Genomic DNA, 26,189 nt, shown 5'->3' on the forward strand with positions numbered 1-26,189 from the left:
ATCCTCGGGTTGGGCTTGGGCAGCCTGTTCCATGAGGCAGGATGCGCTCATGATAATTCGGGGGCGTGCCGGGGGAGTCACGGCGATGGTGCTCAGCGTTGCGGTGTGCGTGGGGGGCTTGTTGTGGACGGTGTTAGCGCTGCCGGGGGTGAAAGGAGGGGCCGACCAGGGATCGGTGCTGGCCCTCCTGCCCAGCGTGGTGGGTACGGTCCTCGGGGGATGGGGGACGTGGGCGGGCCTCCGGGCCCTTCGGGACCAGAGCACGGCCTCGGTGATCGCGGAGGAATTCGCCAGACTGGTGGCGCGGGTGGAGGGCGCGCAGTACCGGCAGTTGCTGGGCAGTGGCCTGGCAGTGCCGAACGGGCGGATCGACCTCACGTTCACGGCCACGACCACAGGGATGAGCAGTTCGCGCGCCGACGGAACTCTGGAGGCAATCGCCAACTACTACCAGGGCCTGCAGCCTGGGCGGATGGTCATCACCGGCACACCGTCCGAGGGCCGGGACAGACAGATTGGCGGTGACGCGGGAACAGGCAAAACCGTGCTCGCCCTGGCCCTGATCCTGGGCTTGGCCGACAAGAAACGTTCCCCGCAGGAGCCGGTGCCGGTACGTCTGACAGCGGCATCCTGGCCCGGCAGCGACATACGTGACTGGTTACGGACACACCTGACCGACGTCTACCGTCTTCCCCGCCGCGAAGCCGCCCGCCTGGTGGACGCCAATCTCGTTCTGCCGGTCATCGACGGTCTGGACGAAATGGACCCGGGCACGGCCCCCGGCTACACCTCACGCGCCGCCGCCCTCCTCCGCCGTATCGAACAGTTCGAGCACGGTGGCGCACACTGCCCAGTCGTCGTGACCTGCCGGCACGCCCACTATCAGGCCCTGGTGGCGGCAGGAACAGAACCCCGCATCGTGGCACACATTGCCGTGGCCCGCGTCGATGCCTCCCGTGCTCGCAGCTACCTGTCGCAACGCGTCGCCGGTACGGAGCAGAGCCGGGCCCGCTGGCGGCCGGTCCTCTCCGCCCTGGAAACGGTGGCAGCGGGTCCGGCCGGCACCGTTCAGCCGGAACACACCTTGCTGGCCGAAGCGCTGGATACGCCCTGGCGACTGACCCTGGCCGCCACCGTCTTCGAGGAGCGGACCGCCGATGGGCGATACCTGCGTGACCCCGCCGATCTCCTCGTGCTGGCTACCGACGGGCTTCTTTACGAGTACCTTTTGGACCAGTACATCGGTGCCGCGGTGGCCGCCCCCCACCGGGGCTCGGACGACATCTCCCATCCGTCGGCCACCGATGCCCGTCCGCAACTGGATGCCGACGCCACCTGGCGCCGCCTGGCATTCCTCGCCCGCTACCTCAATGACAACAGCGGCCCTGGAGACAGCTCGCACCGCCGCGTCGCAGGGCGTGCGCTGAGCAGCACCGACCTGGTCCTCCACGAACTGTGGCCCCTGGGCGGGAAGTATTGGACACGGTGGACCGAACGCCTTCTAGCCGCAGTGGCGCCACTTCCCCTGCTTGGTCTTGGCTTGCTGCTGGAACCGGATTACTTTCCCGGCGGGATAGTAATCTGGGGGCTACTTTACTGCGTGACGGTGCTCTACCGCCCAGCATGGCCGAAGCCACGGCGGATCGACCTGGGCCGTCTTCGTACCCCTGACGGCCGGCGTGCTCTCATGCTGGGTTTTACGACCGGCTTCCCGATCGGCTTTCTGAGCATCTTCGGCCTCGGCTATGGGACGAGTGACGAGTCGCTTCAGGTAAGCGTTGCGCTCGGCCTGGTTGGCGGCTTCCTACTCGGTCTCGTAGTCGGTCTCGCACGGGGACTCATGATCAAGCAGGAGAGTGTGGGACTCCTTCCACGTCACCTCATCCGCATGGACTTCACCGCTGCGGTTGTTTTCGGGCCTGTGATGGTGACCGGGGCCTTACTCGTGAGCCAATTCGCATCCGATCTCACGTTCAGGATCCTCGTGCCCAATGTTAGCCTTGATGCACAATATATGGTGGAATTCGTCTACTCGCTGACGGTCGGCGTCTTCGTGTTTTATATCCCCGCTGCGGGTGGCCCGGCGGCTCTGCGGTATTTCTCGCTACTCCTGCACACGCGCAGAAATCTGCCGTGGCGGCTGGGACGATTCCTCGATGACTGCTACGAACTCGGTATCCTGCGCGTGTCTGGGACGGCATGGCAGTTCCGCCATCGTGAACTCCAGGACCACCTCGCCACCCACCCCGCGCCACCACCCCGCTCATGAAGAAGCATTCCGATGTGGGACTGGCGTGGGTTCGCTGGCAAATCAAACCCAGTCAAAGACCCCCAAACCACCCTCTAACGGATGCCAGCAAAGACTTTGCAGGTCTCTTCTGACGGCGGAGGCTCTCGCATCTCGATGGAACGAGGGCCTCCGCCCTGCCTGTCTACTCGGCGGCCGTGGTAACCGTGGTGGCCTTCTTCGGCCGGCCGGGGCCGCGCTTGCGGGCGATCAGGCCAAGCTCGGTGAACGTCTCCTCGGACGCGATGGGCAGCCCAGCATGCGGTGTGGGAGCAACAGCTCACCGCTGCCGGGGCCGGGTTGGACGAGACCCCGGCCAAGTGCATGGAGTCCATCCGCTGGCAGGTGCTGCGGGCCGGCACTCCGCTGCGGCTGATGGCGCAGAACCGGGAGGTCGGGCCGATTCCCATCGCGGCGGCGCACGCGACGACCGGGCTGCACCAACTGCTCGGTGTGATCGCTGCGAGCCAACTGTCCTGATCGAGGAGTGCTGGCGCGAGATCAGCACGGGCCTCGCCAATCATGCCATTCCGGTATGGCACTTCGTCCTCCACGCCGACCAGGGCACCCTCCCTGAGCGCATCGCGGGCGACACTGTTCTTGGCCCCAACTCCCCGTTCCGTCTCAAATACCTTGAGCCCTATGCCGAGGCGGCTCGCACGTGGCTACACGGTGAGGCCGAGGTCATCGACACCACCCACCTCACGCCCGCACAGGCAGCCCTGCGGATCGCAGAGGCCGTCAAGAGTTGAGGCCCGCCCGCCGCGCGAAACAGGCCCGCCGAGGATTGGACACGGTTCTGCGGAACGCGTTCGGAGGACACGAGCGCGGAATGCCGAAGCCCTGCAGGTCACGGCGATGCCGTTGGGCACCGAAACACGGAACCTACAGCTGCGGGGGAAGGGGCCGACGACCGATCCGACAACTTCGATCCCGACAACTGGCTTGCCTAATGAAGGGCGTGGAGATCGCCGTGGGTCTCCACCCACTCCAGCGGTGGCAGGCCTTCGGCCTGTCGGACGAGGTCGCGGACGAACTCCTCATCGCCCGGGAGTAGACGGGGCCGTGCTCCGGCCAGGTGCCGGTCGGCCTTGGCCACGGACGGGCCGCTGCCCGGGGGAGCGGGCCGTGGGGGAGCGGACTGGTGGATACGGCGGGTCAGTGCGCCGATCCGTTGGAAGATCGCCCTCTCCCGCTCCGGTGCCAGGACCGTGCCGTGCAGCGGGCGGCCCGGCACCGCGGTGAGAACCACCGTCCGCAGCGTCTCGTCGGCGGCGACCAGCCGTGGCGCCGCCGCTCCCAGCGAGGTTGCCCACGTCCGTAGCCCTCGCACTTCCCTGCCGTGGAATCGCTCGTTCTGATGGACCTTCACGTACCAGGTGCCGCTCTGGACTCCGTGGACCCGCCATACGCGACTCTCCTCACGTGCCCATGAGGTATCCGTCCACTGCGTGATCCGGCCGACCGCGCGCTCCGCGAACTCCACGACCGCCTCGTCGGGACGGGCGCCGGACGTCTGGGCGCCGGTCATGTCCGGTACGACCCGCAGCCGGTCGGCGCCGGGGTCGAAGGCGATGGTGTCGCCGGGCGGTTGGAAGTGCACGGCGAGGCGCGCGCCGGCGGCGTAGGCGTCCAGGCCGGCACGGCAGTACGCCACCATCCGGACGGGCAACGCGTGAACGGGGAACCAGTCCATCGCGTCGCAGACGTCCGGCTCCGCGATCCCTGGCTCGCCCTTCCACCGCCGGACCTCGAAAAGGTACCCCGACCGCGAGTCACCCTTGGGGCTGCGGTGGTGCACGGTCACGGCGGCCCGCACGTCGGCCGGGTCGATGACGACACCGGTCTCCTCCCTGGCCTCGCGGATCAGGGCGGTGACCACGTCCTCGTGCGGACCGTCCAGATGCCCAGACGGCAGGTGCCACAGGCCAGCCGCGTACACCTTCCCGGCCCGACGCGACAGCAGGACCTCAGGACCATCGCCAGTTTCCCGGCGCAGGATCAGGTGGACGTCCACCGGCTCGGCATGCCGCTCGCCCCCGCTCACCGGGCGCTTCCCGGGCGGCGGGCGAGGAGCACCCGGAACTCGGCCTGCTCCACGAGCGGCCCCTCCTGGTCGGCGATCCCGGTGAGCAGGGCGTGGGCGTCCGCCTCGAACGCGTCATGCCGGGCGCTGTCGGGGAACAGGCCCGCGTTCGCGAACGACGTGGTGCGCAGGTATCCGAGAACGCCGCGGGGTGTCCACGTGCGGGCGACCGGGAACCGGTGCTCGGCGACGTCGCTCCAGACGGATGCGGCGAGGTCGTCCTCGTAGGAGCGGGCGGGAGCGGTGTAGGCGGTGCCGGTCCCCGCGCGGCGGGCGGCCCCCAGGTGGCGCTGGATCAGCTCGCGCAGCTGCCGGGTCCATCCGGCGTCGTGGGTCCAGAGGCTCCCGTCGCCCATGATCGCCACGGTGGCGTGCGGGGCGGCGACACGGTCCGCCATCGCGAGGGCCCCGGGCCCGTCCATCCAGTGATAGGACCGGCAGAAGGTGACCAGATCCGGCGCCGGAACAGCCATTCCGGGCGCAGGGGCGTAGGCGTGTGCGGAGCCGTGGACGAGGGTCAGGGTGCAGCCGCCGAGCAGCGGCCCGAGAGCGCGGCGGGCGTTGACCAGCATGGCCCGGTTGACGTCGACCGCCTCGACGTGGGCGAGGTGAGGGACCGCGGCCAGCAGGGCGCGCGGCACCTGTCCGGTGCCGGTGCCCAGATCCAGCAGCGCTGGTCCCGTGCGCCCGGCCAGGGTGCCGGCCAGCAGGTGCACGGCGGGGTCCGGAAGGCCGGGCCGGTGCCGGGCGTAGTGCTCGGCAGCGGTCGAGAACAACGCTTCCTGCTCGGGCCGGACATCGGGTTCGGAACGGGTCACGAGAACGCTCCTTCCTCAACGGGGCCCGGGGCGGACAGTGGCCAGGCCAGGTCCCCGTTCACCGACGACACCCGCTGGCCGCCGTCCTCGGTGAAGTCCAGCCGGTAGCGGTCCGGGGAGCCTGCGGCCCGCCACCGGTCGGCGAGGTCGTGCAGCTCCGCCCAGATGTCGCGCGGGCCGTGAGCCGCGACGTGCCAGCCCTGCTCGCCCGGTGCGGCGCGCAACCATGACCCGCAGCCCGGCGCGCCGAGGGCCAGGTACTCGGCCCCGAAGTCCCGCACCAGGCCGCCTCCGAGGAGATGATCGGCTGCCAGCCAGAAGCCGCGGTCGGTGCCCGACGGCAGTTCCCGCGCGCTCACGTACGCCCGCGTGCCGAGCTCGGTCGCGATGCGATGACGGAAGTCCTCGGTGAGCCAGATCCGGTCCACGCCGTGCCCGGCGCGGTGTGCGAACTCCACCGCCCGCAACTCGCTTCTCAAGAAGCCGTCGGCTGTGCGCTCGACGACGGCGAGCGCCGGCCACGACGGCGAAGCGGTCGTCACATGCACCAACAAACGGCCTCCCGGGGCCAGTTGCCCGGCCAGGGCGGAGGGCACCTGTCGTACCGCGTACGACAGGAAGATCCGGTCGAACGGTCCGCGGCCCGGACAGCCCTCCCCTCCCGCCCCGCACACCAGATGCGGATGGAACCCGAGATCAGCCAGACGCGCGGCCGACGACTCGACAAGATGCCGGTCCCGGTCGAGAGAGACCACCTCCTCATCGCCGCAGACATGGCAGGCCACCGCCGCGGTGAAGCCCGCCCCAGTCCCGACGTCCAGCACCCGCTGTCCCCGGCGCAGATCCAGCTCCTGCAGCAGCTCGGCGGTCATGCCCGTCACCGACGACATCGAGGAGATCACCCCACCCGACCGTGCCCCGCGCGCCCGACCGAGCAACGGCTCCCCGTCGTGCTGCACCAGCACACTGCCACCCCCGTACAGCAGAGCGAGGAGCTCCATCCGGTCGGACGGCGCGCCCCAGTCCAGCAAGTCCCACCGCGGCGGCTCTTCCCCCGGAGCGCTGCGCCGGACGTATGCCTGCGGGATCAGGACCTCGCGGCGGATAGCCAGCAGCGCCTCGCGAACGGCCCCCGGCCCGAGCTGGCCGGCCGTCTCCAGCCGGGCGACCATCGCCTCCCGCGCCGCGACCGGATCCGCCGCACCGGGCGCATCGCACCGTTCCCCACCGACGGAAGCAGTCGTGTCCGTGGCCGTCATCGTGTCCATCCCATGTCCGAGTACGGGCGGCCGTCGAGGATGGCCCCGATGGCCTGCCGGGTGTACGGCACGGTGTTGTCCGGCAGATCCTTCGGGTCGAACCACCGCCATTCCACGCACCGGTCGGGCTCCAGCACCTGCGGCACACCGGACCAGATCCAGGGCCGGAAGAACAGCTGGATCCTCGGCCTCGCCGAGGGCGAGTCCTGACTGTGGACCAGGTGGACGAGTTCGATCCCTTCGGGATCGAGGATCAGACCCGCCTCCTCCTTTGCCTCGCGAATCAGGCAACTGACAGCGTCCTCCCGCTCACAGTGACCCGCCAGGGCGTGGTAGAGGTGCCCGGCGTATGCGGAGTCGGGGTGCCGCAGGCCCAGAAGGACCCGGCCGTCGGCGTCCTGGAGGTAGAGGTGGACCCCTACGACGTGGAGCTCGGTTCCTGCCGGGGACCGGTCGGCCGACGGACGGGACGCCTTGGGCGGGGTGGAGGCCGGGGGGTGCTGGGCGGCGTGCCGGCGGAGCAGGTCTCCGAGGCCGGGGGACTGGGGCAGACGGTCGAGCATCTCCAGGGTGCACCAGTGCAGCAGGACCCCTTCTCGCAGCCCGGCGGTGTCCGGGTGGCCCTCCCACACGGCCGTGAAAATCTGGACAGGAACACTCAGCCCGTCGACGCTCGTGGTCTCCTCCACGGCGTACGGCTCCAGACCGGTGACCTTGAGCCCCGGGGCTTCCTCGCCGAGCTCTCGCAGCAGTGTCGCCTCCAGGGAGGCGTCGCCGGGGGCCCGGCCGCCGCCGAGGAGAGCGAACACGCCGGGCTCCCAGATCCCCTCCCGCTGGTCGCGCAGATGCAGCAGGTAGCGGCCGCCCGAGTCGTGGATGATCACGGAGGCGTTGACCGGTTCCGGGGCGGCGCTCAGGTCGGCGGCGAGGAGCTTCTCCCGCAGTCCGGGGGAGGTGATCTGGTCGAGCGGCAGCCAGACGGCAGCGGAGACCTCCTCGGTTTGCAGGGCCGCTTCGACGGAGGGGGGAACGAGGTGGAAGACGAACCGGAAGTCGTAGTGATGGTGGGCCGGTTCGCCCTTGGCCGGGTTGGCGTCGATGGGGTGTATATCGATGTCGGCGGGCTCGTGGCAGAACGCGGCACTCTGGCGGAGCAGCCCCGGGGGGATGCCCGTCTCCTCGTGAACCTCACGCACGGCGGTGGCCATGAGCGTCATATCGTCAGGCTCGCCATGGCCTCCGGGTGCAAGCAGTAGCCCTCCGGAGGCGTTGTGCCGCACGTGCAGGGCCCGTCCGGCGTGATCGATCACGACGGCGCTGCACGTGATGTGCCAGGGCAGTGTCGCCCGCGACGTCGGGTCGGACGGGGCATCGAGACCCGCCAGCAGCGGTGCCAGGGCCCGGTGCTCACCAGGGTGGCGGGCCAGGTAGGCGGTGACGAGTTCACGGATGTGCGATCGAGAGGGGGGCATGGGAGGCACCTTTCATGGGGTGGATGAGGAAGATCCGGCTCCGGCGGGCGGGATCTGTGTCACGACTCCTGGTTCCGTGGCGAAGGCCGGCACGGGGGAGGGGTGCAGGCCACGCACGGGGGAGCGCCAAAGGATCACCAAGGGGGCGCAGAGCAGGAAGGTGATCACGCCGAGGGCGGACCGTAGCCCGAGGAGGGTGCCGAGTACACCGGCGAGGAATGCGGCAACAGGGCGCAGACCGGAGGCGAGCCACGCACCGGTGGCCTGGGCGCGGCCCTGCAGATGTGCGGGACACAGCTCTTGTCGCACGCTGCGCTGCAGTCCGCCGTGGGCAACGGCCGCCCCGGTCTGGATCAGTAGACAGGCACCGATGACGGCCTGGCCAGCGGTCCCAGGGCCGACGAGGACCAGCGGGATCTGGGCCAGAGGATTGATGGTCAGAGCGGTGAGCATGACGGGGCCGGCTCCCCAGCGCCGCTCCCATCTTCGCCACAGCAGGGCGCCGAGGAACCCGCCGATCCCGCCTGCGCCCATGACGATGCCCAGCGCCGTGGGACTCCAGGACAGTTCACGCAAAAGGTAGAGGGACCAGAGTGCCGAACTGGCAGCCAGGGCGAACGACGTGGTGGCGTTCGACAGGACGATGGACCGCACCACGGGAGTCTGCAGGGTGTAGTCGAGGCCTTCGCGGATCTCCGTCCAGTGGCTGCTGCCCGCTGGCCGGGGTGCCGGCTTCGGCTCACGGTGGCGGATGGTCAGCAGACAGAAGGCACAGACCAGATACGAGAGAGCGTCCACGGCGATCGCCCGGGCGGCGCCCAGCACGGTGACCAGCAGCCCGCCGAGGTTGTTCCCGGCGAGGTCGGCCAACGAGTTCGTCGCGCCGAGCTTGGCATTGCCCTCCTTGAGCTGCTCCCCACGCAGCAGCGTCGGGAGGTAGCTGATCGAGGCGTTGCTCCCGACCACCTGAAACGCGGAGACGAGGAAGGCCACCGCGTACAGCTGGCCCAGGGTGACCTGTCCGGCGAACTGGGCCAGGGGGATGCTGGCCAGGGTGAGCGCGCACAGGACGTCGCACGTGATGATGATGGGCCGCTTGCGGTAGCGGTCGGCGAGGACGCCGGCGTGGAGGGACAGCAGCAGCGCGGGCAGTTTGCCCGCGACGGCGATCAGCGCCACGTGCATGGTCGAGGCGTGCAGGTCCACCACAGCGATCACCGAGATGCCGATCGTCGTGATGCCGTAACCCGCGACGGTCACAGCCTGGCCGCCCCAGTAGAGCCGGAAGTCCCCATGCCGCCACAGACTCGGCTCCGCCGCGGGCCATCCTTCAGCTCCTTCCGCCCGCGGGCGGGCACTGTCCCTCCTGCTCACGAGGAAGCCGTTCCTTCTGCCGCCGCCTTCGTACCGGCAACTCCGGTGCCCGATCCTGTCTGGCCCGGAACTGAAGGCGACGGGGCACGGAACTGGGCGGCCTGCAGCTCGTAGGCGTCGCGGAAGGCTCCGGTGCCGGTGGTCGGGTCCATCAGATCGGCGAAGGTGCCGTGTTCGGCGACGCGGCCTTCGTCCAGGACGTAGATGTAGTCGGCGTCGCGGACGCTGTGCAGGCGGTGGGTGATCAGGATGGTGGTCTGTCCCTCGCCGGACAGCCGGTGGATCTGGTCGAAGACCCGCTGCTCCGCGGCGGGATCCAGTGCGCTGGTCGGCTCGTCGACGATCAGAACCTGGCCCATGCGGTGACGGGCCCGGGCCAGTCCCACCGTCTGCCACATCCCGCCAGAGATCTCGTGCCCGCCCTTGTACCCGCGCGCGAGGAGGGTGTCCAGCCCCCAGGGCAGGGAGGCGATGACCTTGTCGGCCCCGGCGTACGCGGCGGCCGGGGCGAGGGCTGCGTCGTCCATCGGCGCTACGGGGCGTCCGGCCCCGATGTTCACCCGGGCGGTGAACGGCCACCGGTAGAAGTCCTGGGCGACCATCGCCACCCGGTCGAAGACCTGGGCGCGATCAGCGTCGGAGGTGGCTACGCCGCCCCACAGAACGTGCCCGCTGTCGGGGATCCGCAGCCCGCACAGCAGCTTCACCAGGGTCGACTTGCCGCTTCCATTGTGGCCGACTAGGGCGCGTATCGAGTCGTGATCAATTTGCGGGAAGCGCCCTCGCGGCGGGGCCTGGACCGGTAGTTCTTCTTGTGTGACGCGAGTGCAACTGACTGACAGGGAATGGGAGTTCATCGAGCTGTACCTGCCGATCGGCGAGTACGGCCCCTACCCCGAGCGGCTGCGGCAGCAGTTCGAGGGCGTGATCTGGCGGTTCAAGACCGGCGGGCAGTGGCGGGAGATGCCGCAGGAGTTCGGCGCCTGGTCCACTGTGCACAACCGCTTCCGGCAGTGGCGTGACGCGGGCGTCTTCGAGGCCCTGCTGGAGGGCCTGATCGCGGAAGCAGCGAAGCGGGGTGAGGTGGACCTGTCCCTGGTCAGTGTCGACTCCACCACCGCGCGTGCTCACCACGACGCCGCCGGGATGCACCTGGACCAAGACGTCCTCACCGCCCTGGAGAAGGCCGCGGCTGAGGAGGAGAAGGCCAGGTCAAAAGGGGCGGCTCCGAAGAACAAAACGGGCAGGATGCCGAAGCAGATCCCGGGCGGGAGGAGCGGCGACGTGTCCGGCGCCGACGCAGACTCCGCCTGAAGGCCGCCCTCCTGGGACGTTCCAGGGGCGGGCAGACCAGCAAGGTCCACCTCGCCGCCGACCGCAAGTGCCGCCCGCTGGCGTTCGTCCTGACCGCGGGCCAGGCCGCGGACAGCCCCCAGTTCATCCCCGTGCTGAAGAAGATCCGCGTCCGTCTGCCGGTCGGCCGCCCACGCACCCGCCCGGACGCGGTCGCCGGGGACAAGGCCTACTCGTCCCGCGGCAACCGGGCCAACCTGCGCAAACGCCACATCAAGGCAGTCATCCCCGAGAAGAAGGACCAGGCCGCCAACCGGAAGAAGAAGGGCTCCGGGGGCGGCCGGCCCGTCAGCCACGACGCCGACCTGTACAAGGAGAGGAACACCGTCGAGCGTCTGATCAACAAGCTCAAGGCCTGGCGAGGCATCGCCACCCGGTACGACAAGACCCCGGACAGCTACCTCGCCGGCCTCCACCTGCGCGCCTCGATGATCTGGCTCAAAGACCTCACGAGAACCACCCCTTGATCACGACTCGATACGCGCCCTAGGGCCACCGTCTTCCCACGAGGAACGACGAGGTCGACCTCGTCCAGCGAGGGAGTGTCGGAACCGGGGTAGGTGAAGGTGACCTTCTCGAAACGGATCTCCTCGACCGTCTCCGGAAGATCCCGCCCGCCGGTAGGGATGGCGCGCCGTGCCGCCTCCTCACACAGGGTCTCCAGGTCGGCAACGAACAGGGCCTCGCCCTGCACGTCGGTGACGCGCCCCACGAGACCGGTAATGCTCGCTGCCCCGGTGCGGATCGCGAACACGGCTGTCCCGGCGACCGCGAGCGCCATCTGCCCCTGCCACAGCAGCAGTCCCAGCGCGGCGTAGGTCATCAGCGTCGCCAGCCCCGCCGCGGCGTCGGCGCCCAGAGTGATGCGCACCCCGATCTTCGCCAGCCGAGTCTGCTCCCGCTCACTGGTGAGGGCCATGCCCCGGAAGTGCTTGAGCAGGAACGGCCCGACATCGTGGACACGGATCTCCCCGGCCGCCTGCTCGTCGACCAGCAAGCGGCTGATCAGCTGGGAGGCGCGTACGTGCTGAATGAACCGGTGATAGCTCGTATACCGGTGGCGGGTCGTCGTCAGGGCGCTCCACGCCCGGGGTGCCGCCATCGCGATCAGCAGCGGCAAAAGCGCCCAGTGCAGCACGGTCAGCACGCCGGCCGCCGCGATCAGGGAGATCGCCGCGGTGACCACCGCTGCGCAGTACCCCAGCATCCTCCGCGCCGAATCGGCACCGTACTGCGCGGAGTCCATCAGCCGGTGGAAGTCGTCGTCCTCCACCGCCTCCAGTTCCACCCGCGCCACCAGGGCCAAGTACCGCTTTGTCGCGACCCGCTGGGTCTTCGGCTCCAGGATCCCGATGGCGGCCCCCGACACCGAGGTGAGCACCGACCCGATGACCGCGAGCAGCCCCACCACGACCATCGACGGCAGCGCCGAGCGCAGCCGCTCCTCCATGGCCCCTTCGGAGAGGAGCTCGACCAGCAAGGCGTTCACCACGACCAGGGTGGCCGCTTGCGCGACACCCCGCCCGACCTCGCTGAACGCCACCGTGTACAGCGCCCGCCGATCAGCCTGATGCGCGAGCCGGACCGCCACGGTGATCTGCCGGGGCAGGGAGAGCGCCATCGCCTTCAGGCTCAGCTTCAGCCAGGCGTAGTGGTGCTGGCTCCAGCCCGCGTCGTAGGCGAGCTCGCCGCCGAACAACAGCTTCTCGGAGGCTGACAGGTGCGCCTCGTCCGATGCGTCCGCGCCATCCTCGGGTGAGTCCTTCATGCACTCACCACCGCTGGAGCGAGACTTTGAAGATCCGGCAGCGTTCGTCGGACGAGCTGCCGGAACGAGGGCACGCAGGCGATGACCGCGTCGCGATCGCGAGCCTTTTGCCCGCGCGGGATGGTCCTGCGGCGTGAGCCGGTAGGCGTCAACGTCGCCCCTTTCGTGAGGTGTTGGGGATTGCCCGGTCCAACGAGAACGGACAGAGTTCGAGCACACGCCTTTCAGCCGAACCTCGAACCCCTGTTCTCCGGGGCCGACGGGCGGTGTGTGATCCACGGCCCCGCCCACCGACCGGAAGGGCCGGCCGCGATCTTGGCCGAAAAGAGCGATCTGTTGTTCCCTGCGGGCAGCGCGGGGCGATTCGAGAGAGGAAGCGGTGGCGGAGGGCTCTTGCAGCAGAGGCTGGTGGCGTCGCCCGGAATGAGGGCGGCGGCGGGCTGGCACATCTGTCCGGACGGAGCCGGCATCCGCTCGGCGTGGTCCTGCGCGGCACCCAGAAGTCACGCACCCCGACAGGCAACGCAGCCCGTGGGGTGGGTACTTGCAGTGAGAGCCGATGCTCCGGGCTTGCGTGACGGCACGGACCCGCCGCCCCGCCCGAGCCCCTGCCCGGCTTGTAGAGTGCGACCTTCCCTGTACGCCAGGAACACCTGCTGGAGCTCACTGTGCACCTGCTCGCTGCCTGTACCCGCTCGGCTGTAAGGGAGGTGGCCCGTGGCGATCACTGACGCCGTCATCTCGCAGACCCTGGCCACGTACCTGGAGCGATACCCGGACGAGACCGAGGCACTGTCTGCGCCGCTGCGGATACTCGCGGGCGGCAGTGGCTTCGCCTCGCGGCGCAACTTCCCGATGCACGTGACGGTGGGCGCGCTCCTGGTCCGTCGCGGCCTCGAGATCCTGCTGATCGAGCACCGGGCGTACGGGATCACCTTGCAGCCGGGCGGACATCTCGAGCCCACCGACGCGACGCTGGTTGACGCGGCCGTGCGCGAGCTCGCCGAGGAGACCGGACTCGACCCGGCGGGAGTGACCCTGGCGGATCCAGTGCCCGCGTACGTCGAGTACGGGCGCGTCCCGGCGCGCCCCGAGAAGGGCGAGCCGGATCACTTCCACCTCGACCTGGGGTACGCGTTCACGACGGACCGCGCGGACGTGGGGCAGATCCAGGAAGCGGAGGTGACCGGTGCCGCGTGGGTCCCGCTCGCAGATGCCGAACGGCTGGTCGGCCCGCGCATCGCCCGTGCGGTGAGCCGGACCGCCCGCGTCGGCTGACGCAGCGCCGGAGACCTCGGGCCCGGCCGTGCCACGGATGCGGCTGCATTCCCGGACCGCCACTTCCCCCCCCCGGAGCGAGTCGATGAAGACCTGCGACAACACCTCGGTCGGAATCGTCATCACCGATCACCAAGGCCGTTACCTGGTATTCGACCGTGCCACCCTCCCGCATGGCACAGCCCCTGCCGCGGGCCACATCGACGACCATGGAAGTCCCGAGGACGCGGCCCGCGCCGAGGTCGAGGAAGAACTCGGCTTGTCCGTCACCGGCCTTACCCGCATCACCGGCGGCTGGCGAGAGAACCGATGCCGCCGGTTGCCCGGCGCACGCGGCACTGGCCACGACTGGACCGTCTTCCACGCCGCCGTCACCGGCGAGCTCGTCCCGAGCGCCCGCGAGACGAAGAACGTCCGCTGGATCGACTCCGACGCCCTGCAGGAGCTGACGGACCGGACGGTCGTCCATGCCCAGGGACGTATGAGCGGGGCCGAGTTCGAGGCCGCGCCGGGCATCGAGCCAGTGTGGATCCAGTGGTTCGTCGACGTCGCCGCGATTCACATCAGCCCCGACGACCTGCTGCGGGTGGAAAAGCTCACCCGGTGACCGCCGCGCGCTCTCACCCTGAGCTCGGCGCGTCGGCCACCGCGGCCCCGATCGAGTCCTCCGGCTACAGCAAAGAGGAGAAGAAGCCTGAGTTCGCTGGCCGGGATCGCGACGTACGTGAACCACGACGACCGTCGCTGTCATCCACTCAGCGAAGAGCCTCACGTAGAACCTCCTCCATGGCAGGGAGCCGGTCGAGCAGCGCCAGAGCCGCTTTGTGGCGCACCTGTCCGTATGCCTCAAGTGCGGCATCGACGAGGTGCGGTCGTTCCACCGGCACCGACAGCGGAAAGGCCGAACAGAGCATCGCGGCACAGCCAACGCGAAGCGAGAACAAGAGGTCGTCCGCGGACGCCTTCGGGTTGGCCTCCCGGTAGGCCAGGGTGAGATCGGTGTAGCCGGCGAGCCAGTCCGTTGCACTGCTGTCCAGCACGCTCTTAGGGTCACAACCAAGACGTGCGATCTCCCAGGCCAGGTACCCGGTCGCGGGCGGACGGAAGTCCACGATCGCGGCCACTTCGGTGTCTTTGAACAGAACGTTGGGGCCGGCCGTGTCGCCGTGCAGGATCTGGACGGTGAGCTGCGGGAGCGAAGCGAGTGTCTTCTCGACGCCCGCCATGATGGCTTGCCGTTCCCGCGTCGCCCGCAGTGCCCACGCCTCGAACTTCCCGAGCCTGGGCTTGTGCTGGTAGGCATGGATGAGGCGGTTGAACCGATCCCGTGAGGCGCCCACGTCGCACACCGCGGCTCCCGGAGCCTGGCTGGGTGCGGCGGCGGGGTACGTAGCGAGCCGGCTGTGCAGTCGGCCCATCGCCGTGCCCGCCGACGCCCACCGTGCACCGGCCAGTGTTCCCTCGGCAGTCTCGGTGTGCGTCACGTACGACCACAGGGACATCGGCACGTGGCCGTGGGTGGCGATGAGCTGGTGATCGCGGCTGCGGGTTGCCCGCGCTGTCGCGACCCTTCCGTCGGCGGCGTACTCCGACAGTTCGATGGATGCCAGCTCCAGCTCCAGGGCCCGGAGTTCTCGGGTGCGGTAGACCTTGGCGAAGTGCCGCTGGCCACTCTGGTCTACGACCGCGAAGTTGTCCGTCGCGGTGCCTTCCGGAATGCGCTTGATGCCGGCCGGCAGGAGCCCGTACGCGAGCTCCAGCGTGGCGGCGAGGGCCGCCACCTGCTCCTCCTCCACGGCAGGGTCAGGTGGCGAGGAGGTGGGAGCGGGGGTGGTGGCGGGCTGGCGGGATGCGGTGGACATGGTCTCCTCGTCGGGGCACAGAAGTATGGGTCGGGGTCTGAGCCGGCAGCAGTTGTCGGGGGGCATGTGGCAGATCACGGCCCCGGGGCCTCGGGCGCTCAGCCGGGGCAGGGCTGCGCCGACGCGGAGGCGCCGCAAGCCCGCAGGCCCGGTGCCGGGCACGGCGTCAATGGGGTCATCCGGTTACATCTCCCTCGTTCGGGTTTCGGCGCGCGTTCGAGTCCGTGCCGGCCCCGCCCGTCGGGCCGACCAGTACGGCACCGCGGCGTCGCTGTCTGCTGAGTCGCTGATGCAGGCAGGGAAGCCGACATCCGGCAGCGCATGCGCGTGGCGATGGCGGCAGGTTCGGCACCACGTGGTCTGGGGGCAGGCCCGACCTGCGGGTGCCGCGGCCCCAGGCGGTGAGCCCTCTCGCATAGAGTGCGGGCGCGCGGGTGCCCCTGCCGTTTCCCGCCGGGGGAGCTCGGGAGCCTACGTCCCTTGGCTCAGCAGGCATCCGTCGGACCGTTCCACCAGGAGGAATCACAGTGTCATCCCCGCAGGTCATCACCCCCGTGGAAATGCTCGCCGATGCGAAGAGGCAGCTGGGTTTCCCCAGCATCGTCGCCATCTGCGGCTCCACGCGCTTCATGGCCGAGATGGCGGAGGCAGAGCTGCGGGAGACGTACGCAGAGCCCAGGGGAGGCATCGTCGTCAAGCCCGGTTGCGACCTGAAGACGCCTCACCCCCTGTGGTCCGACCCCGTTGAGGCCGAGGCCCTGAAAGACCGCCTTGACGAACTGCACCGGTCGAAGATCCTGCTGGCTGATGAGGTGCTCGTGGTCGGCGACTACATCGGAGACAGCACCCGGGCCGAGATCGCCTACGCCCGCTCCTTGGGCAAGCCCGTGCGGTTCACGCACCCCGACGTTGACCCCGACGCCTGAGTACCCCTTCTCCAGCCCTGGGCGGATACCGCGTCGGGTGGGTTGACCGGCCGGATGGCGTGGTGGTGCGAGGAGGCTCATGCGGTGGCCGATCGCATGGCGGCCGTGACAGCGGCCGCCAGCGGCTGCTGGTGGCTCATCAGGTAGAAGTGGTTGCCGTCGTACCGCTGGAGCCCGCGGAAGCGCGTGGTGGCCATCTGCCAGGAGAGCAGACTCTCCTCGCTGGCCAGTTCGTCGCCGCTGCCCCCGAACACCGACAGCGGAACGGGCAGCGCCTCGGGGCTGCGCGGAGGTGTCCAGGTGTCCAGCAGCTTGAAGTCGTTGCGGAACACGGGGGCGAACGTGCTCCAGACGGATTCGTCGTCGAGCAGTTGAGGTGTGCTGCCGCCCACGTCTCGTAGCCAGCGGCGCAGTTCGCCGTCGGACATGAGGTGGGGGCGGACCTCGTCGGTTGCTGCTTCTCGCGGGATGCCGTAGGCGGACACCCCCACCCAGTCAGGGATCGGGCCCCCTTCGTGGTGCAGTCGGCGGGTGAGCTGGTAGGCCAGGAGCGCGCCCATGCTGTGCCCGAAGAACCCGAAAGGCCGGTCGAGCAGCGGAGCGATCGCGGTGTGGAAGTAGTCGACCAGCTGGTCGCAGTCGTCGATCAGCGGGAGCGCCTGCAGCTGACCCCGGCCGGGGGCCTCAAGGAGGCAGAGCTCCCAGTCCTCGGGGAAGTGCTGCGCCCAGCCCCGGTAGAGCAAGTGCGACCCACCGGCGTGGTGGAACAGGAACAGGCGCACCGCTGGATCGTTCAGGGTTCTCGGGCGGATGAGCGGGTGAGCCGCCGCCCTGGCGGGGAGCTGTGCAGTGAGGGCGGCGTGCAGTTCGGCGAGGGTGCTGGCCCCGCTGGTGAGCACGGTGTTCTCCGGGACGTCGAACGCGTTGTCCACGCGGGTGGAGATCTCGAGCATCAGCAGCGAGTCGATGTCGAGCTGGTCGGTGAAGTGCGCCTGGTCGGCGACCTCGTCGGGTTCGATCTCCAGTACTCCGGCTATCAGGGAGCGGAGATCCTCGATGGTCACGGTCGCGCCGCTCATAGGTGTTCCCCCGGCTTCTGCGTGGATGGACGAGTGGTCGGTGGCGTGGTCAGGAACAGGGCTGCTGCCGCGTCGTGGTGCAGACCCCCGGCCGTGGCGACAATGTGCCCGGTGGCGCCCGTGTCCAGGTGGGCGGCCGCTGCTGCGCACTGGAGGACTCCCAGAGCCCCGGACAGGGGGCCCAGCTGGGCTTCCAGGTCGATTCGATGCGTGGCTCCGAGCAGCTTCGTCCCGGTGTTCGCCTCGTTTCCGAGCCACAGGTCGACGGGTTCCTCTCCCGCTGCACCGGCGGTGGCCAGCGCTTCGGCGAGATCGCGGGCCCGTGCGTAGCCGGCAATCGCGGCGCGCGGGCGGGCGCCACGGTCAGCGGCCGTGTCCGACGGTTCGAGGACGACGGCGACCGCCGCGTCAGTGGACCGCTCACCGAGCAGCTTCGCCGCCACATCGTTGGCCGGTTCGACCCCGACGACGAGGACCGCGGTGGCACGGTGGGCCGAGATGAGGTTCCGGGCCCAGGCGAGGGCGTCCAGACCGCTCGTGATGCCGTTGCAGACGGTGAGGTTGGGGCCGCGTAGCCCGTAGCGGATGGCCACCCAGCCGGCGACGACGTTGCTTGAGGTCTGAGGCAGGCTCAGCGGGCTGAGCCCTGTGACGCCTTCTTGGGTGATGGTGTCGGCGGCTTCACACACGCTGTCCGCATTGCCCAGGTTGGTGCTGACCACGACGGCGGTCGAGTCAGCCGCACCCGTGAACGCGCCTTCGGCGTCCAGAAGGGCGGCGTCGCGGAGGGCGGACTCGGCGGCTCGCAGAGCGAGGCGGGACGCACGGTCCTTGTGGCGCATCTCGCGCCCGCGGAGCCCGGTCACGAGGTCAAAACCGCCCTCGCCGGGCAGCGGTCCGAGGAGGTCGCCGTACGCCGCGACACCGGGCACCGCCAGTCCGATGCCAGTGACGACGACCTCCCGGGCATGCGGGACGCTCATCCGTGCGCCACTCGTCGAGCTCATCGGGCGGCCTCCACGATCGCGACGGCGTTGATCCCTCCGAAGCCGAAGGCGTTGATCTGAGCAATGCCCAGGTCACCGGAGTGGGGGGGAGACCGGTGCGGGTGGTGGTCGCGGCGATGGACTGCACGACGACCTCGTGGCTGTTCAGCGCTCTGCCGCGCCAGTTCATGGTGATCGCGGAGAACAGCCGATGGTGCTGTCACGTTGACTGAGCGGGTGGGATGATCTTCGGGTTGATCATGGTGGAGGGGGAGTCGTCCGTGGGGAGCGCGTCGCCGTCGTACAGGGGTCACCGGTACCCGGTCGAGGTGATCTCCCACTGCGTGTGGCTGTACTTCCGGTTCCCGCTCAGCTTCCGTGAGGTCGAGGAGCTGTTGCTCGAGCGCGGCGTGATCGTCTCCTACGAGACCATCCGCCGCTGGTGCCTGAAGTTCGGGCAGCAGTACGCCAATTCGCTGCGCCGCCGCCGGCCCCGGCCTGGTGACAAGTGGCACCTGGACGAGGTCTTCATCAAAATCAACGGAGAGCAGAAGTACCTGTGGCGGGCTGTCGACCAGGACGGCATGGTGCTGGACATCCTCGTACAGAACCGGCGGGACAAGACCGCGGCCAGGCGATTCTTCCGTCGTCTGGTGAAGACGACCCGTACGGTGCCGCGGGTGGTCGTCACGGACAAGCTCCGCTCTACGGCGCCGCTCACCGCGAGGTCACGCCCTCGGTCGAGCACCGCTCCCACAAGGGCCTGAACAACCGGGCGGAGAACAGCCACCAGCCCACCCGCCAGCGCGAACGCGCGATGAAGGGATTCCGCAGCATCGGTGGAGCACAGCGGTTCCTGTCCGCGTTCAGCGGCATCTCACCCCACTTCCGGCCCCGCCGCCACCTGATGACCGCCGCCCACTACCGCGCCGAGATGACCACCCGCTTCGCCATCTGGGACCAGATCACCGGCGCTGCAAGCCGGCCCACCACGGCCTGACCCCAGGCCCGAAACGCAAGCCCACCACACCCCGACGCCCCATCAGACACTCACACACCCAACAACGTGACAGCGCCCCGACGAGGACACCCCACCGGACAGCTCCGCCTCGCGGAGGAGCCGTTGCCCTGAACTCGGGAAAGCCGCACCCCGCAACCGTAGAATCCCCGCCAGCGAACCGGCGAGGACTCATGCACGATCGAGGCTAATTGCAGGAAGCGGGCGGCGTCTGGAAGGTCTGCTGCCCCTTCACTTGGATCTTACCGATGAACTTCGGGCACCCTTTCTGCGGGTACGCGTCATTCCATAGCTTCGTCTTGGTCTTGCCCGCCTTCAGGTAGAACCACCCTTTCCAGTGATTCTTCCCGGCCCTTTCGTAACCGATTCGAGCCTTGATGCGCTTTCCTGAATTCTTGGCGTACTGGACTACGATGTCATGATTTGCATCGATGACAGAGGCGCACAAGCGCCCACTGGTGATTTTTGTGCAGCGGGGCCCGTAGGTTGTGCCCGGACCGGAAGTCGGTTGAGTGCTCTGGGCCGACGCTGGTGTCCCGATTCCCGTAGCCAGCAGCGCGACTGCGGCCACGGTGATGCGTAGTGCGTACTTCTTCATCGGTGGGTCCTTTCCTTAGGCCAGTGCAGGAAACGAGTGGGGGCTAGACCTGACGACCCGGATCGAGGGGTCGTGTTGTTCCTCGCTCCTCCCATGGTTGAAACGCGCTTTGCCGTGGGTGCCATTCGATTTTCTCTTCCTCCACTGGAGGCTGTTGTTCTGCCCGCCGGCCACGCGCCAGCAGCAGCGCAGGGGCTGATGTGGCCGGCAGGTGCAGATGCGGGACTGTGGTGGGGCAGTGCTGCCTGGTGCTCTGCGGGTCGGGTCATCCGGTCTCGACCGACGCCGCGCCCGGGGGAGACCGGAACCCAGTCCGGTCGTGCGCCCGGTCGACGGGCCGGCACGCGAGAACAAATCCAGCGGTGGTCCTGCTTGCGCACACGGCCGGGAACGGCCTGTTGCGGGGGTTCCCGGCAGTGTCACGTGCTGGTGGTGTTCTCAGGTCAGCACTTGTTGTCCGGGTGTACGGAGCCGCCGTCGTCCAGGCGGGCGTTGTAGACCCAGCCCTGGAAGTTGGTGTTGTCGACGCGGACGTGGGTCCACTTGTTGCCGGCGGAGTTCTTCACCCAGCAGTGGTAGTTCAGCACGACCGCGGTGCCGACCGTGTAGGTGACGCCGCAGTCCTTGCTGGGGCCGGAACGGAGCTGGGCGCTGGTTCCCTTGGCGGTGCCCGTCCCGGGGGACTTGTTCGACCAGCCGACGCCGCCGGGGCAGGCGCTGGATCCGGTGGGTACGGCGGTGGCCGCGGGTGCTGTCGCAGTGAGGGCTGCGCCTGCCATGAGGAGCGATGCGGCGGCCGCGGTGGCCCACTTCCTAGTCCGGACGGGCGAATTCAGTGTGCTCATCGTTTCTTCTCCTTGTTCCAGAGGCAGCCTGGACGGCTGCTCGATCGAGTCGTTCTTGGGCGAGTCCTGCTCCTTGGCCTGGGCTCCCTTCCGGGCGGGGTGCGGACCCCCGTTCCGCACCCCGCGGGTGACGGCTCGCCGTGATGGTTCGCCGGGTTCGGGTTCTTCGTTCGCGGGCCGGCCGTCCCGGTGTTCCGGGGTGGTGGTGTGCGGCCCGACGAGTTCGAGTTCACCGGGTGGGGAGTTGATTGGCAGCCCGTCTGAGCTGCACTGATCAATCGGTATCCGGGATGGCTCGATTCGCCCCTGCCCCGTTGCGGGCCTGTCGCCCGTTTCCCTACGGTGGCCGTTCGCACAGGGCCGGCCGGTGTGGGAGCGGGGAAAATACGTGGGGCGTCCGGAGAACCCGATCGATCCGCAGGACGGGCCCATCGCGCGGTTCGCTCACGAGCTGCGCAAACTGCGGGACGAGGCCGGCGCACCCGCCTACCGGGCCATGGCACGGCGGGCCGGCTACTCCGCGGCGACACTCTCGCAGGCCGCCGGGGGCGAGCGTCTACCGACCCTGCCGGTCCTCCTGGCCTACGTCACCGTGTGCCGCGGCGACACCGCGGACTGGCAGCACCGGTGGGAGCGGGCGAACGCGGAACTCCTGCGCCTGCCCCGCCCGGCGGACCAGGACACCGAACCCCCCTACCGGGGGCTCGCACGCTTCGAGCCGGGTGACGAGGACCTGTTCTTCGGCCGCGACCACCTCATCGACGACCTGCTCGAACTGGCCCGCAACCGCCGTGTCACCGCCCTTGTCGGAGCGTCGGGCAGCGGCAAGTCCTCCCTCCTGCGCGCCGGCCTGGTACCCCACCTCCGCCACACCGACCAACCCGCCCCACGGCCCGCAGCACTGCGCATCATCACCCCCGGCACCCACCCACTGCGCACCCACGAACAACACCTGAACCCCGCAACCACCACAGGCGGGAACGAGGGGGCGGCGACGTGGCTGATCGTCGATCAGTTCGAGGAAATCTTCACCCTGTGCCGGGATCCGGCCGAACGCACCACGTTCATCGACCGGCTCCTGACCGCCAACAACCCCGACAGCCGACTGCGCGTCCTGATCGCGATCCGAGCCGACTTCTACAACCGGTGCCTCGAACACCACAACCTCATCACCGTGCTGCGCGACGCCACCATGCCCGTCGGGCCGATGAACGCGGACGAACTGCGGGAAGCGATCGTCAAGCCCGCCACCGCCCGCGGACTGATCGTCGAACGCGGCCTGACCGCCCGCATCCTCCAGGACATCGACGGCGAACCCGGTGCCCTGCCCCTGATGTCCCACGCCCTCCTGGAAACCTGGCGCCGCCGCAGAGGCAAAGCCCTCACCGAAGCCGCCTACGACGCCGCCGACGGACTCCACGGCGCCATCACCCACACCGCCGAAACCGCCTACACCACCCTCACACCCGCCCAGGCCGTACTCGCCCGCCGTATTCTGCTCCGCCTGATCACTCCCGGCGAAGGGACCCAGGACACCCGGCGCCCCGTCGACCGCACCGAACTCGACACCGCGGACCCCACCGACACCAACGTGGTACTCGAACGCCTCACCTCCGCCCGCCTCCTCACCGTCGACGGCCCCACCATCGACCTCGCCCACGAAGCCCTCATCACCGCCTGGCCCAGACTCCGCCGATGGATCGACGAAGACCGCGAACGCCTGCGCATCCACCGCCAGCTCACCGAAGCCACCCACATCTGGAACAACCTCGACCACGACCCCGGAGCCCTCTACCGCGGCACCCGACTCGCCACCGCCGAAGAAACCTTCCCAACACCCCAGGCACGATCCGACCTCACCCTCCCGGAACAGGAATTCCTCACCACCAGCCAACAACGCCAGAAAGCCGCAGCACGCCGCACCCGGCGCCTCAACACCGTCCTGTCCTGCATGCTCGCCCTGGCGCTGCTCGCTGCCGGGGTTGCCTTCTGGCAGAGGCAGACTGCCCTCACCGCACAGCAGACTGCCCAGTCCCGGCAGACCGCCGCGCAGTCCGCAGCCCTGCTGGAAACGGACCCCGACCTCGCCTCGCTGCTGGCCGTCCAGGCCTACCGGACCAGCCCCACGACCGAAGCCATGGCCAGCCTGAACGCGGCCGCCGACCATCCCCTCCGCCACCTACTCACGGGCCACACCGGTGCCGTGTACTCGGTGGCGTTCAGTCCTGACGGCCGCACTCTGGCTACCGGGGGCGAGGACCGGTCGGTGCGGTTGTGGGACGTGGCGTCGGGCATGATCCGCGCCACCCTCACAGGCCGCACCGAGGGAGTGAACTCGGTGGCGTTCAGTCCTGACGGCCGCACTCTGGCCACCGGGGGCGAGGACCGGTCGGTGCGGTTGTGGGATGTTGCGTCGGGCATGATCCGCGCCACCCTCACAGGCCGCACCGAGGGAGTGAACTCGGTGGCGTTCAGTCCTGACGGCCGCACTCTGGCCACCGGGGGCGAGGACCGGTCGGTGCGGTTGTGGGATGTTGCGACGGGCAAGATCCGCGCCACCCTCACAGGCCGCACCGAGGGAGTGAACTCGGTGGCGTTCAGTCCCGACGGCCGGACCCTCGCCACCGGTGATTTCAACCAGGTGCGGTTGTGGGACGTGGCGTCGGGAACAGCCCGGACCACCCTCACAGGCCGCATGGAGGGAGTGAACTCGGTGGCGTTCAGTCCCGACGGCCGGACCCTCGCCACCGGTGATTTCAACCAGGTGCGGTTGTGGGACGTGGCGTCGGGAACAGCCCGGACCACCCTCACAGGCCGCATGGAGGGAGTGAACTCGGTGGCGTTCAGTCCCGACGGCCGGACCCTCGCCACCGGTGATTTCAACCAGGTGCGGTTGTGGGACGTGGCGTCGGGAACAGCCCGGACCACCCTCACAGGCCACACCGGGGTGGTTCACTCGGTGGCATTCAGCCCTGACGGGCGCACTCTCGCCACCGGAAGCGGTGACCGGTCAGTGCGGTTGTGGGACATGAGCACGGGCAAGATCCTCAGCGGCCACACCGGCGTGGTGGCCTCGGTGGCGTTCAGTCCCGACGGCCGGACCCTCGCCACCGGGGGCGAGGACGGGTCGGTGCGGTTGTGGAACGTGGCGTCGGGCAAAGCCCGCACCACCCTCACCATCCGCACCAAGCACATATACGGGGTGGCCTCGGTGGCGTTCAGTCCCGACGGCCGGACCATCGCCACTGGCGGCGATGACGGGAAAGCGCTGCTGTGGGACGTGGCGTCAGGCAAGGCGCGCACCATCCGCACCAAGCACACCGACGGGGTGTACTCGGTGGCATTCAGCCCTGATGGCCGCACTCTGGCCACCGGAGGCGGCGATCTGTCGGTGCGGTTGTGGGACGTGGCGTCGGGCAAGATCCGTGCCACCCTCACCGGCCATACCAAGGAGGTGGAATCGGTGGCGTTCAGTCCTGACGGCCGGACTCTCGCCACCGGCAGCCTCGACCGGAGAGCGTGGTTGTGGGACGTGGCCTCGGGCAAGATGCGCACCACCCTCACCGGCCATACCGAAGGGGTGTACTCGGTGGCGTTCAGTCCTGACGGCCGGACTCTCGCCACCGGCAGCCTGGACGGGAAAGCGCTGTTGTGGGACGTGGCGTCGGGCAAGACCCGTGCCACTCTCACCGGCAGCCAGTCTCAAGTGGTGTTCAGTCCGGACGGCCGCACTCTGGCCACCGGCAATCACGAATCGGCAGTGCAGCTATGGGATGTGGGCACCCGTACGATCCGGGCCACCCTCCCCCGCCACACCGAGGAGGTCTTCTCGGTGGCGTTCAGTCCTGACGGCCGGACCATTGCCACCGGCAGCGATGACAAGACAGTACAGCTGCGGAATGTGTCCCTGCTCGGACCGAATGAGGCAATGCGTAAGATCTGCCGCGCTCTGCACCGAGATTTCACCTCGGCCGAGCGGTCGCTGTATCTGCCGGATCAGAAGCACTCTCCCGTATGTCCCTGACCTACGCCCACCCCACCCCTCAGCCACGTCCACAGGCAGCGGGCATGATGGTGAACGGTGTCGTACCGGCGATCACTCCTCGCCGGTCCGACCCTTCTCGGCTCCGCCCTTCCCCGCCCGGGCGGGGAAGGGCGGAGCCGAGAAGGGTCGGGCGGACTATCCGCAGCCGGTACGAGGGCACCCAGAGACGGCTGGCAGCCTGGGCGGATGACCGAGCACCGACCAAGGAACTATGGGCCGCTTGACACTTGATGTGGCCTCGTCATGCTCCCCGGTTCGAGGGGGCTGCTCATGCCCATGCTGGTGGCCACGGGGCTCCTAGCGAATGGCCGGGAATCCGCCGTTCGCCCGTTGGCTCTGGCGGTAGACCCTTACGAACCCATGGAAACACCTCTTCAATAACTCGCAGCGGCCGGTGTCACGCCCACCGCAGACCGAGCCCGGTGAGGACCTCGCGCTCCTCGGGGGAGCTCGTCCCGCCAGCTCTTGGTCCCGGTGTCCCGTACCACCCGGCCGGGCCGGTGTCCGCTCCGGCAGTTCCTGGTTTGTGCCGGGCGAGGGCGGCATTCCCGCCCGGATGCCCCGGCCGGCCGTCCTGGTCCGGAGCGGTGGGTGGGGGTTGCATAGGGTTGCAGTCGGGGGAGAGCCATCCGGTGGGGGTGGTGGCGGCGAATGATCATCAGGTGGCGGCCGGCCGCCGGAGACTGAGCGAAACCCCTGGGGTGAGGGCTGATGAAACCGAACACGCACACCGTTCTCCACGACCCGCACGGGCTGTACGGTGCGGACTTACCCCTGGATCGCGCCCCCTACGAGCGGTTGGTCGCCGCGGTCCTGTCCTGGACCGACCGGGTCGCCCTCACCCCGCACGACTTCGAGCAGATCGCCCTGCAGCTGACCGGTCACGCCCGTGCCGTCGCCACCGACGTCCGCCACCACACCGATCTCCTGGACGAGGACACCGGCCCCCGAGCCCTGGCCGAGATCCTCCTCGCCGAAGCCCAACGCCGCCTCAGCACACCCCACCAGGGCACCCTGCACTGCGTGCAGAACCGGGCCCGCCTCATCCGCGCCCTCTACGAACGCCTCGACCGCCTCCAGACCGCCCCGGGCAACGCGACCACCTGAACCCGCCACCGGCCACCGCAGCCGACGG

Annotated in this window: 19 protein-coding genes and 4 pseudogenes; 10 read left to right on the forward strand and 13 right to left on the reverse strand. The window is 69.2% G+C overall.

Annotation, left to right across the window (positions count from 1 at the left end):
- Window positions 1–85 precede the first annotated feature (85 nt).
- From OHA98_RS40285 to OHA98_RS40295, 3 genes and pseudogenes are all read left to right on the forward strand, one after another.
- Window positions 86–2,269 carry an NACHT domain-containing protein gene (locus tag OHA98_RS40285; RefSeq protein WP_266933213.1) on the forward strand — a complete coding sequence of 728 codons (2,184 nt, stop codon included), beginning with the start codon at window positions 86–88 and terminating at the stop codon, window positions 2,267–2,269.
- A gap of 282 nt (window positions 2,270–2,551) precedes the next feature.
- Window positions 2,552–2,767: a DUF6245 family protein gene (locus OHA98_RS40290; RefSeq protein ID WP_266933215.1), complete on the forward strand. Its 216-nt coding sequence runs from the start codon at window positions 2,552–2,554 to the stop codon at window positions 2,765–2,767.
- Window positions 2,758–3,039, forward strand: a pseudogene (locus tag OHA98_RS40295) (ATP-binding protein); the annotation flags it as partial. The gene OHA98_RS40290 and the pseudogene OHA98_RS40295, both read left to right, overlap by 10 nt.
- A 197-nt stretch (window positions 3,040–3,236) precedes the next feature.
- Here the strand turns inward: OHA98_RS40295 and OHA98_RS40300 are convergent.
- The 6 genes from OHA98_RS40300 to OHA98_RS40325 are packed head-to-tail and all read right to left on the reverse strand — an operon-like array spanning window position 3,237 to window position 10,153.
- Complete coding sequence (locus OHA98_RS40300) at window positions 3,237–4,334, reverse strand: NUDIX domain-containing protein (RefSeq protein ID WP_266933217.1); 1,098 nt, start codon at window positions 4,332–4,334, stop codon at window positions 3,237–3,239.
- Window positions 4,331–5,191 carry a class I SAM-dependent methyltransferase gene (locus OHA98_RS40305; RefSeq protein WP_266933219.1) on the reverse strand — a complete coding sequence of 287 codons (861 nt, stop codon included), beginning with the start codon at window positions 5,189–5,191 and terminating at the stop codon, window positions 4,331–4,333. Before OHA98_RS40305 ends, OHA98_RS40300 begins: the two co-directional genes overlap by 4 nt.
- On the reverse strand, window positions 5,188–6,450 hold the full coding sequence (locus tag OHA98_RS40310; protein ID WP_266933221.1) for a protein-L-isoaspartate O-methyltransferase: 1,263 nt from the start codon (window positions 6,448–6,450) through the stop codon (window positions 5,188–5,190). The genes OHA98_RS40305 and OHA98_RS40310 overlap by 4 nt, the downstream gene beginning before the upstream one ends.
- The gene (locus OHA98_RS40315; protein WP_266933223.1) at window positions 6,447–7,922 is read right to left on the reverse strand and encodes an NUDIX domain-containing protein; all 1,476 of its coding nucleotides are present in this window, start codon (window positions 7,920–7,922) and stop codon (window positions 6,447–6,449) included. Before OHA98_RS40315 ends, OHA98_RS40310 begins: the two co-directional genes overlap by 4 nt.
- 12 nt (window positions 7,923–7,934) lie before the next feature.
- Window positions 7,935–9,296 carry an MFS transporter gene (locus OHA98_RS40320; RefSeq protein ID WP_266933225.1) on the reverse strand — a complete coding sequence of 454 codons (1,362 nt, stop codon included), beginning with the start codon at window positions 9,294–9,296 and terminating at the stop codon, window positions 7,935–7,937.
- Window positions 9,293–10,153: an ATP-binding cassette domain-containing protein gene (locus tag OHA98_RS40325; protein WP_266933227.1), complete on the reverse strand. Its 861-nt coding sequence runs from the start codon at window positions 10,151–10,153 to the stop codon at window positions 9,293–9,295. Before OHA98_RS40325 ends, OHA98_RS40320 begins: the two co-directional genes overlap by 4 nt.
- Between OHA98_RS40325 and OHA98_RS40330 the strand changes: the two are divergent.
- Window positions 10,113–11,116 (forward strand): annotated as a pseudogene (locus OHA98_RS40330) (IS5 family transposase). The gene OHA98_RS40325 and the pseudogene OHA98_RS40330 overlap by 41 nt on opposite strands.
- Here the strand turns inward: OHA98_RS40330 and OHA98_RS40335 are convergent.
- On the reverse strand, window positions 11,047–12,417 hold the full coding sequence (locus OHA98_RS40335; protein WP_266933229.1) for a hypothetical protein: 1,371 nt from the start codon (window positions 12,415–12,417) through the stop codon (window positions 11,047–11,049). The pseudogene OHA98_RS40330 and the gene OHA98_RS40335 overlap by 70 nt on opposite strands.
- Before the next feature lie 717 nt (window positions 12,418–13,134).
- Between OHA98_RS40335 and OHA98_RS40340 the strand changes: the two genes are divergently transcribed.
- Both OHA98_RS40340 and OHA98_RS40345 read left to right on the forward strand, forming a co-directional pair.
- The gene (locus OHA98_RS40340) at window positions 13,135–13,695 is read left to right on the forward strand and encodes an NUDIX hydrolase (RefSeq protein ID WP_266933231.1); all 561 of its coding nucleotides are present in this window, start codon (window positions 13,135–13,137) and stop codon (window positions 13,693–13,695) included.
- Between the two features lie 85 nt (window positions 13,696–13,780).
- The gene (locus OHA98_RS40345; protein WP_266933233.1) at window positions 13,781–14,302 is read left to right on the forward strand and encodes an NUDIX hydrolase; all 522 of its coding nucleotides are present in this window, start codon (window positions 13,781–13,783) and stop codon (window positions 14,300–14,302) included.
- Between the two features lie 148 nt (window positions 14,303–14,450).
- Here OHA98_RS40345 and OHA98_RS40350 read toward each other — a convergent pair whose 3' ends face one another.
- Window positions 14,451–15,557 (reverse strand): phosphotransferase enzyme family protein, encoded by a 1,107-nt coding sequence (locus OHA98_RS40350; protein WP_266933235.1) that lies wholly within the window; start codon window positions 15,555–15,557, stop codon window positions 14,451–14,453.
- A gap of 527 nt (window positions 15,558–16,084) precedes the next feature.
- Here OHA98_RS40350 and OHA98_RS40355 point away from each other — a divergent pair.
- The gene (locus tag OHA98_RS40355) at window positions 16,085–16,483 is read left to right on the forward strand and encodes a hypothetical protein (protein ID WP_266933237.1); all 399 of its coding nucleotides are present in this window, start codon (window positions 16,085–16,087) and stop codon (window positions 16,481–16,483) included.
- A 77-nt stretch (window positions 16,484–16,560) separates the two neighbouring features.
- On the opposite strand, the gene OHA98_RS40360 is transcribed toward OHA98_RS40355, so the two are convergent.
- The 3 genes and pseudogenes from OHA98_RS40360 to OHA98_RS43040 form a co-directional block, all read right to left on the reverse strand.
- A complete protein-coding gene (locus tag OHA98_RS40360) occupies window positions 16,561–17,562 on the reverse strand; it encodes an alpha/beta fold hydrolase (protein WP_266933239.1) in 1,002 nt (333 codons plus the stop codon).
- Entirely contained in the window at window positions 17,559–18,569 is a 1,011-nt protein-coding gene (locus OHA98_RS40365; RefSeq protein WP_266933240.1) for a beta-ketoacyl synthase N-terminal-like domain-containing protein, read from the reverse strand. The genes OHA98_RS40360 and OHA98_RS40365 overlap by 4 nt, the downstream gene beginning before the upstream one ends.
- A gap of 91 nt (window positions 18,570–18,660) precedes the next feature.
- Window positions 18,661–18,762 (reverse strand): annotated as a pseudogene (locus OHA98_RS43040) (hypothetical protein); the annotation flags it as partial.
- A 46-nt stretch (window positions 18,763–18,808) separates the two neighbouring features.
- Between OHA98_RS43040 and OHA98_RS40370 the strand changes: the two are divergent.
- Window positions 18,809–19,548 (forward strand): annotated as a pseudogene (locus tag OHA98_RS40370) (IS6 family transposase).
- A gap of 205 nt (window positions 19,549–19,753) precedes the next feature.
- Here the strand turns inward: OHA98_RS40370 and OHA98_RS40375 are convergent.
- Both OHA98_RS40375 and OHA98_RS40380 read right to left on the reverse strand, forming a co-directional pair.
- Window positions 19,754–20,164: a hypothetical protein gene (locus tag OHA98_RS40375; RefSeq protein ID WP_266933242.1), complete on the reverse strand. Its 411-nt coding sequence runs from the start codon at window positions 20,162–20,164 to the stop codon at window positions 19,754–19,756.
- Window positions 20,165–20,607: 443 nt separating this feature from the next.
- A complete protein-coding gene (locus tag OHA98_RS40380; RefSeq protein WP_266933244.1) occupies window positions 20,608–20,943 on the reverse strand; it encodes an SH3 domain-containing protein in 336 nt (111 codons plus the stop codon).
- Between the two features lie 454 nt (window positions 20,944–21,397).
- On the opposite strand from OHA98_RS40380, the gene OHA98_RS40385 reads away from it, so the two are divergent.
- Both OHA98_RS40385 and OHA98_RS40390 read left to right on the forward strand, forming a co-directional pair.
- Window positions 21,398–25,033, forward strand: coding sequence for a helix-turn-helix domain-containing protein (locus OHA98_RS40385; RefSeq protein WP_323179718.1), 3,636 nt, complete (start codon window positions 21,398–21,400; stop codon window positions 25,031–25,033).
- Between the two features lie 732 nt (window positions 25,034–25,765).
- The gene (locus tag OHA98_RS40390) at window positions 25,766–26,161 is read left to right on the forward strand and encodes a DUF6415 family natural product biosynthesis protein (protein ID WP_266933246.1); all 396 of its coding nucleotides are present in this window, start codon (window positions 25,766–25,768) and stop codon (window positions 26,159–26,161) included.
- Window positions 26,162–26,189 lie beyond the last annotated feature (28 nt).

Source organism: Streptomyces sp. NBC_00654 (assembly GCF_026341775.1).
Classification (GTDB): Bacteria; Actinomycetota; Actinomycetes; order Streptomycetales; family Streptomycetaceae; genus Streptomyces.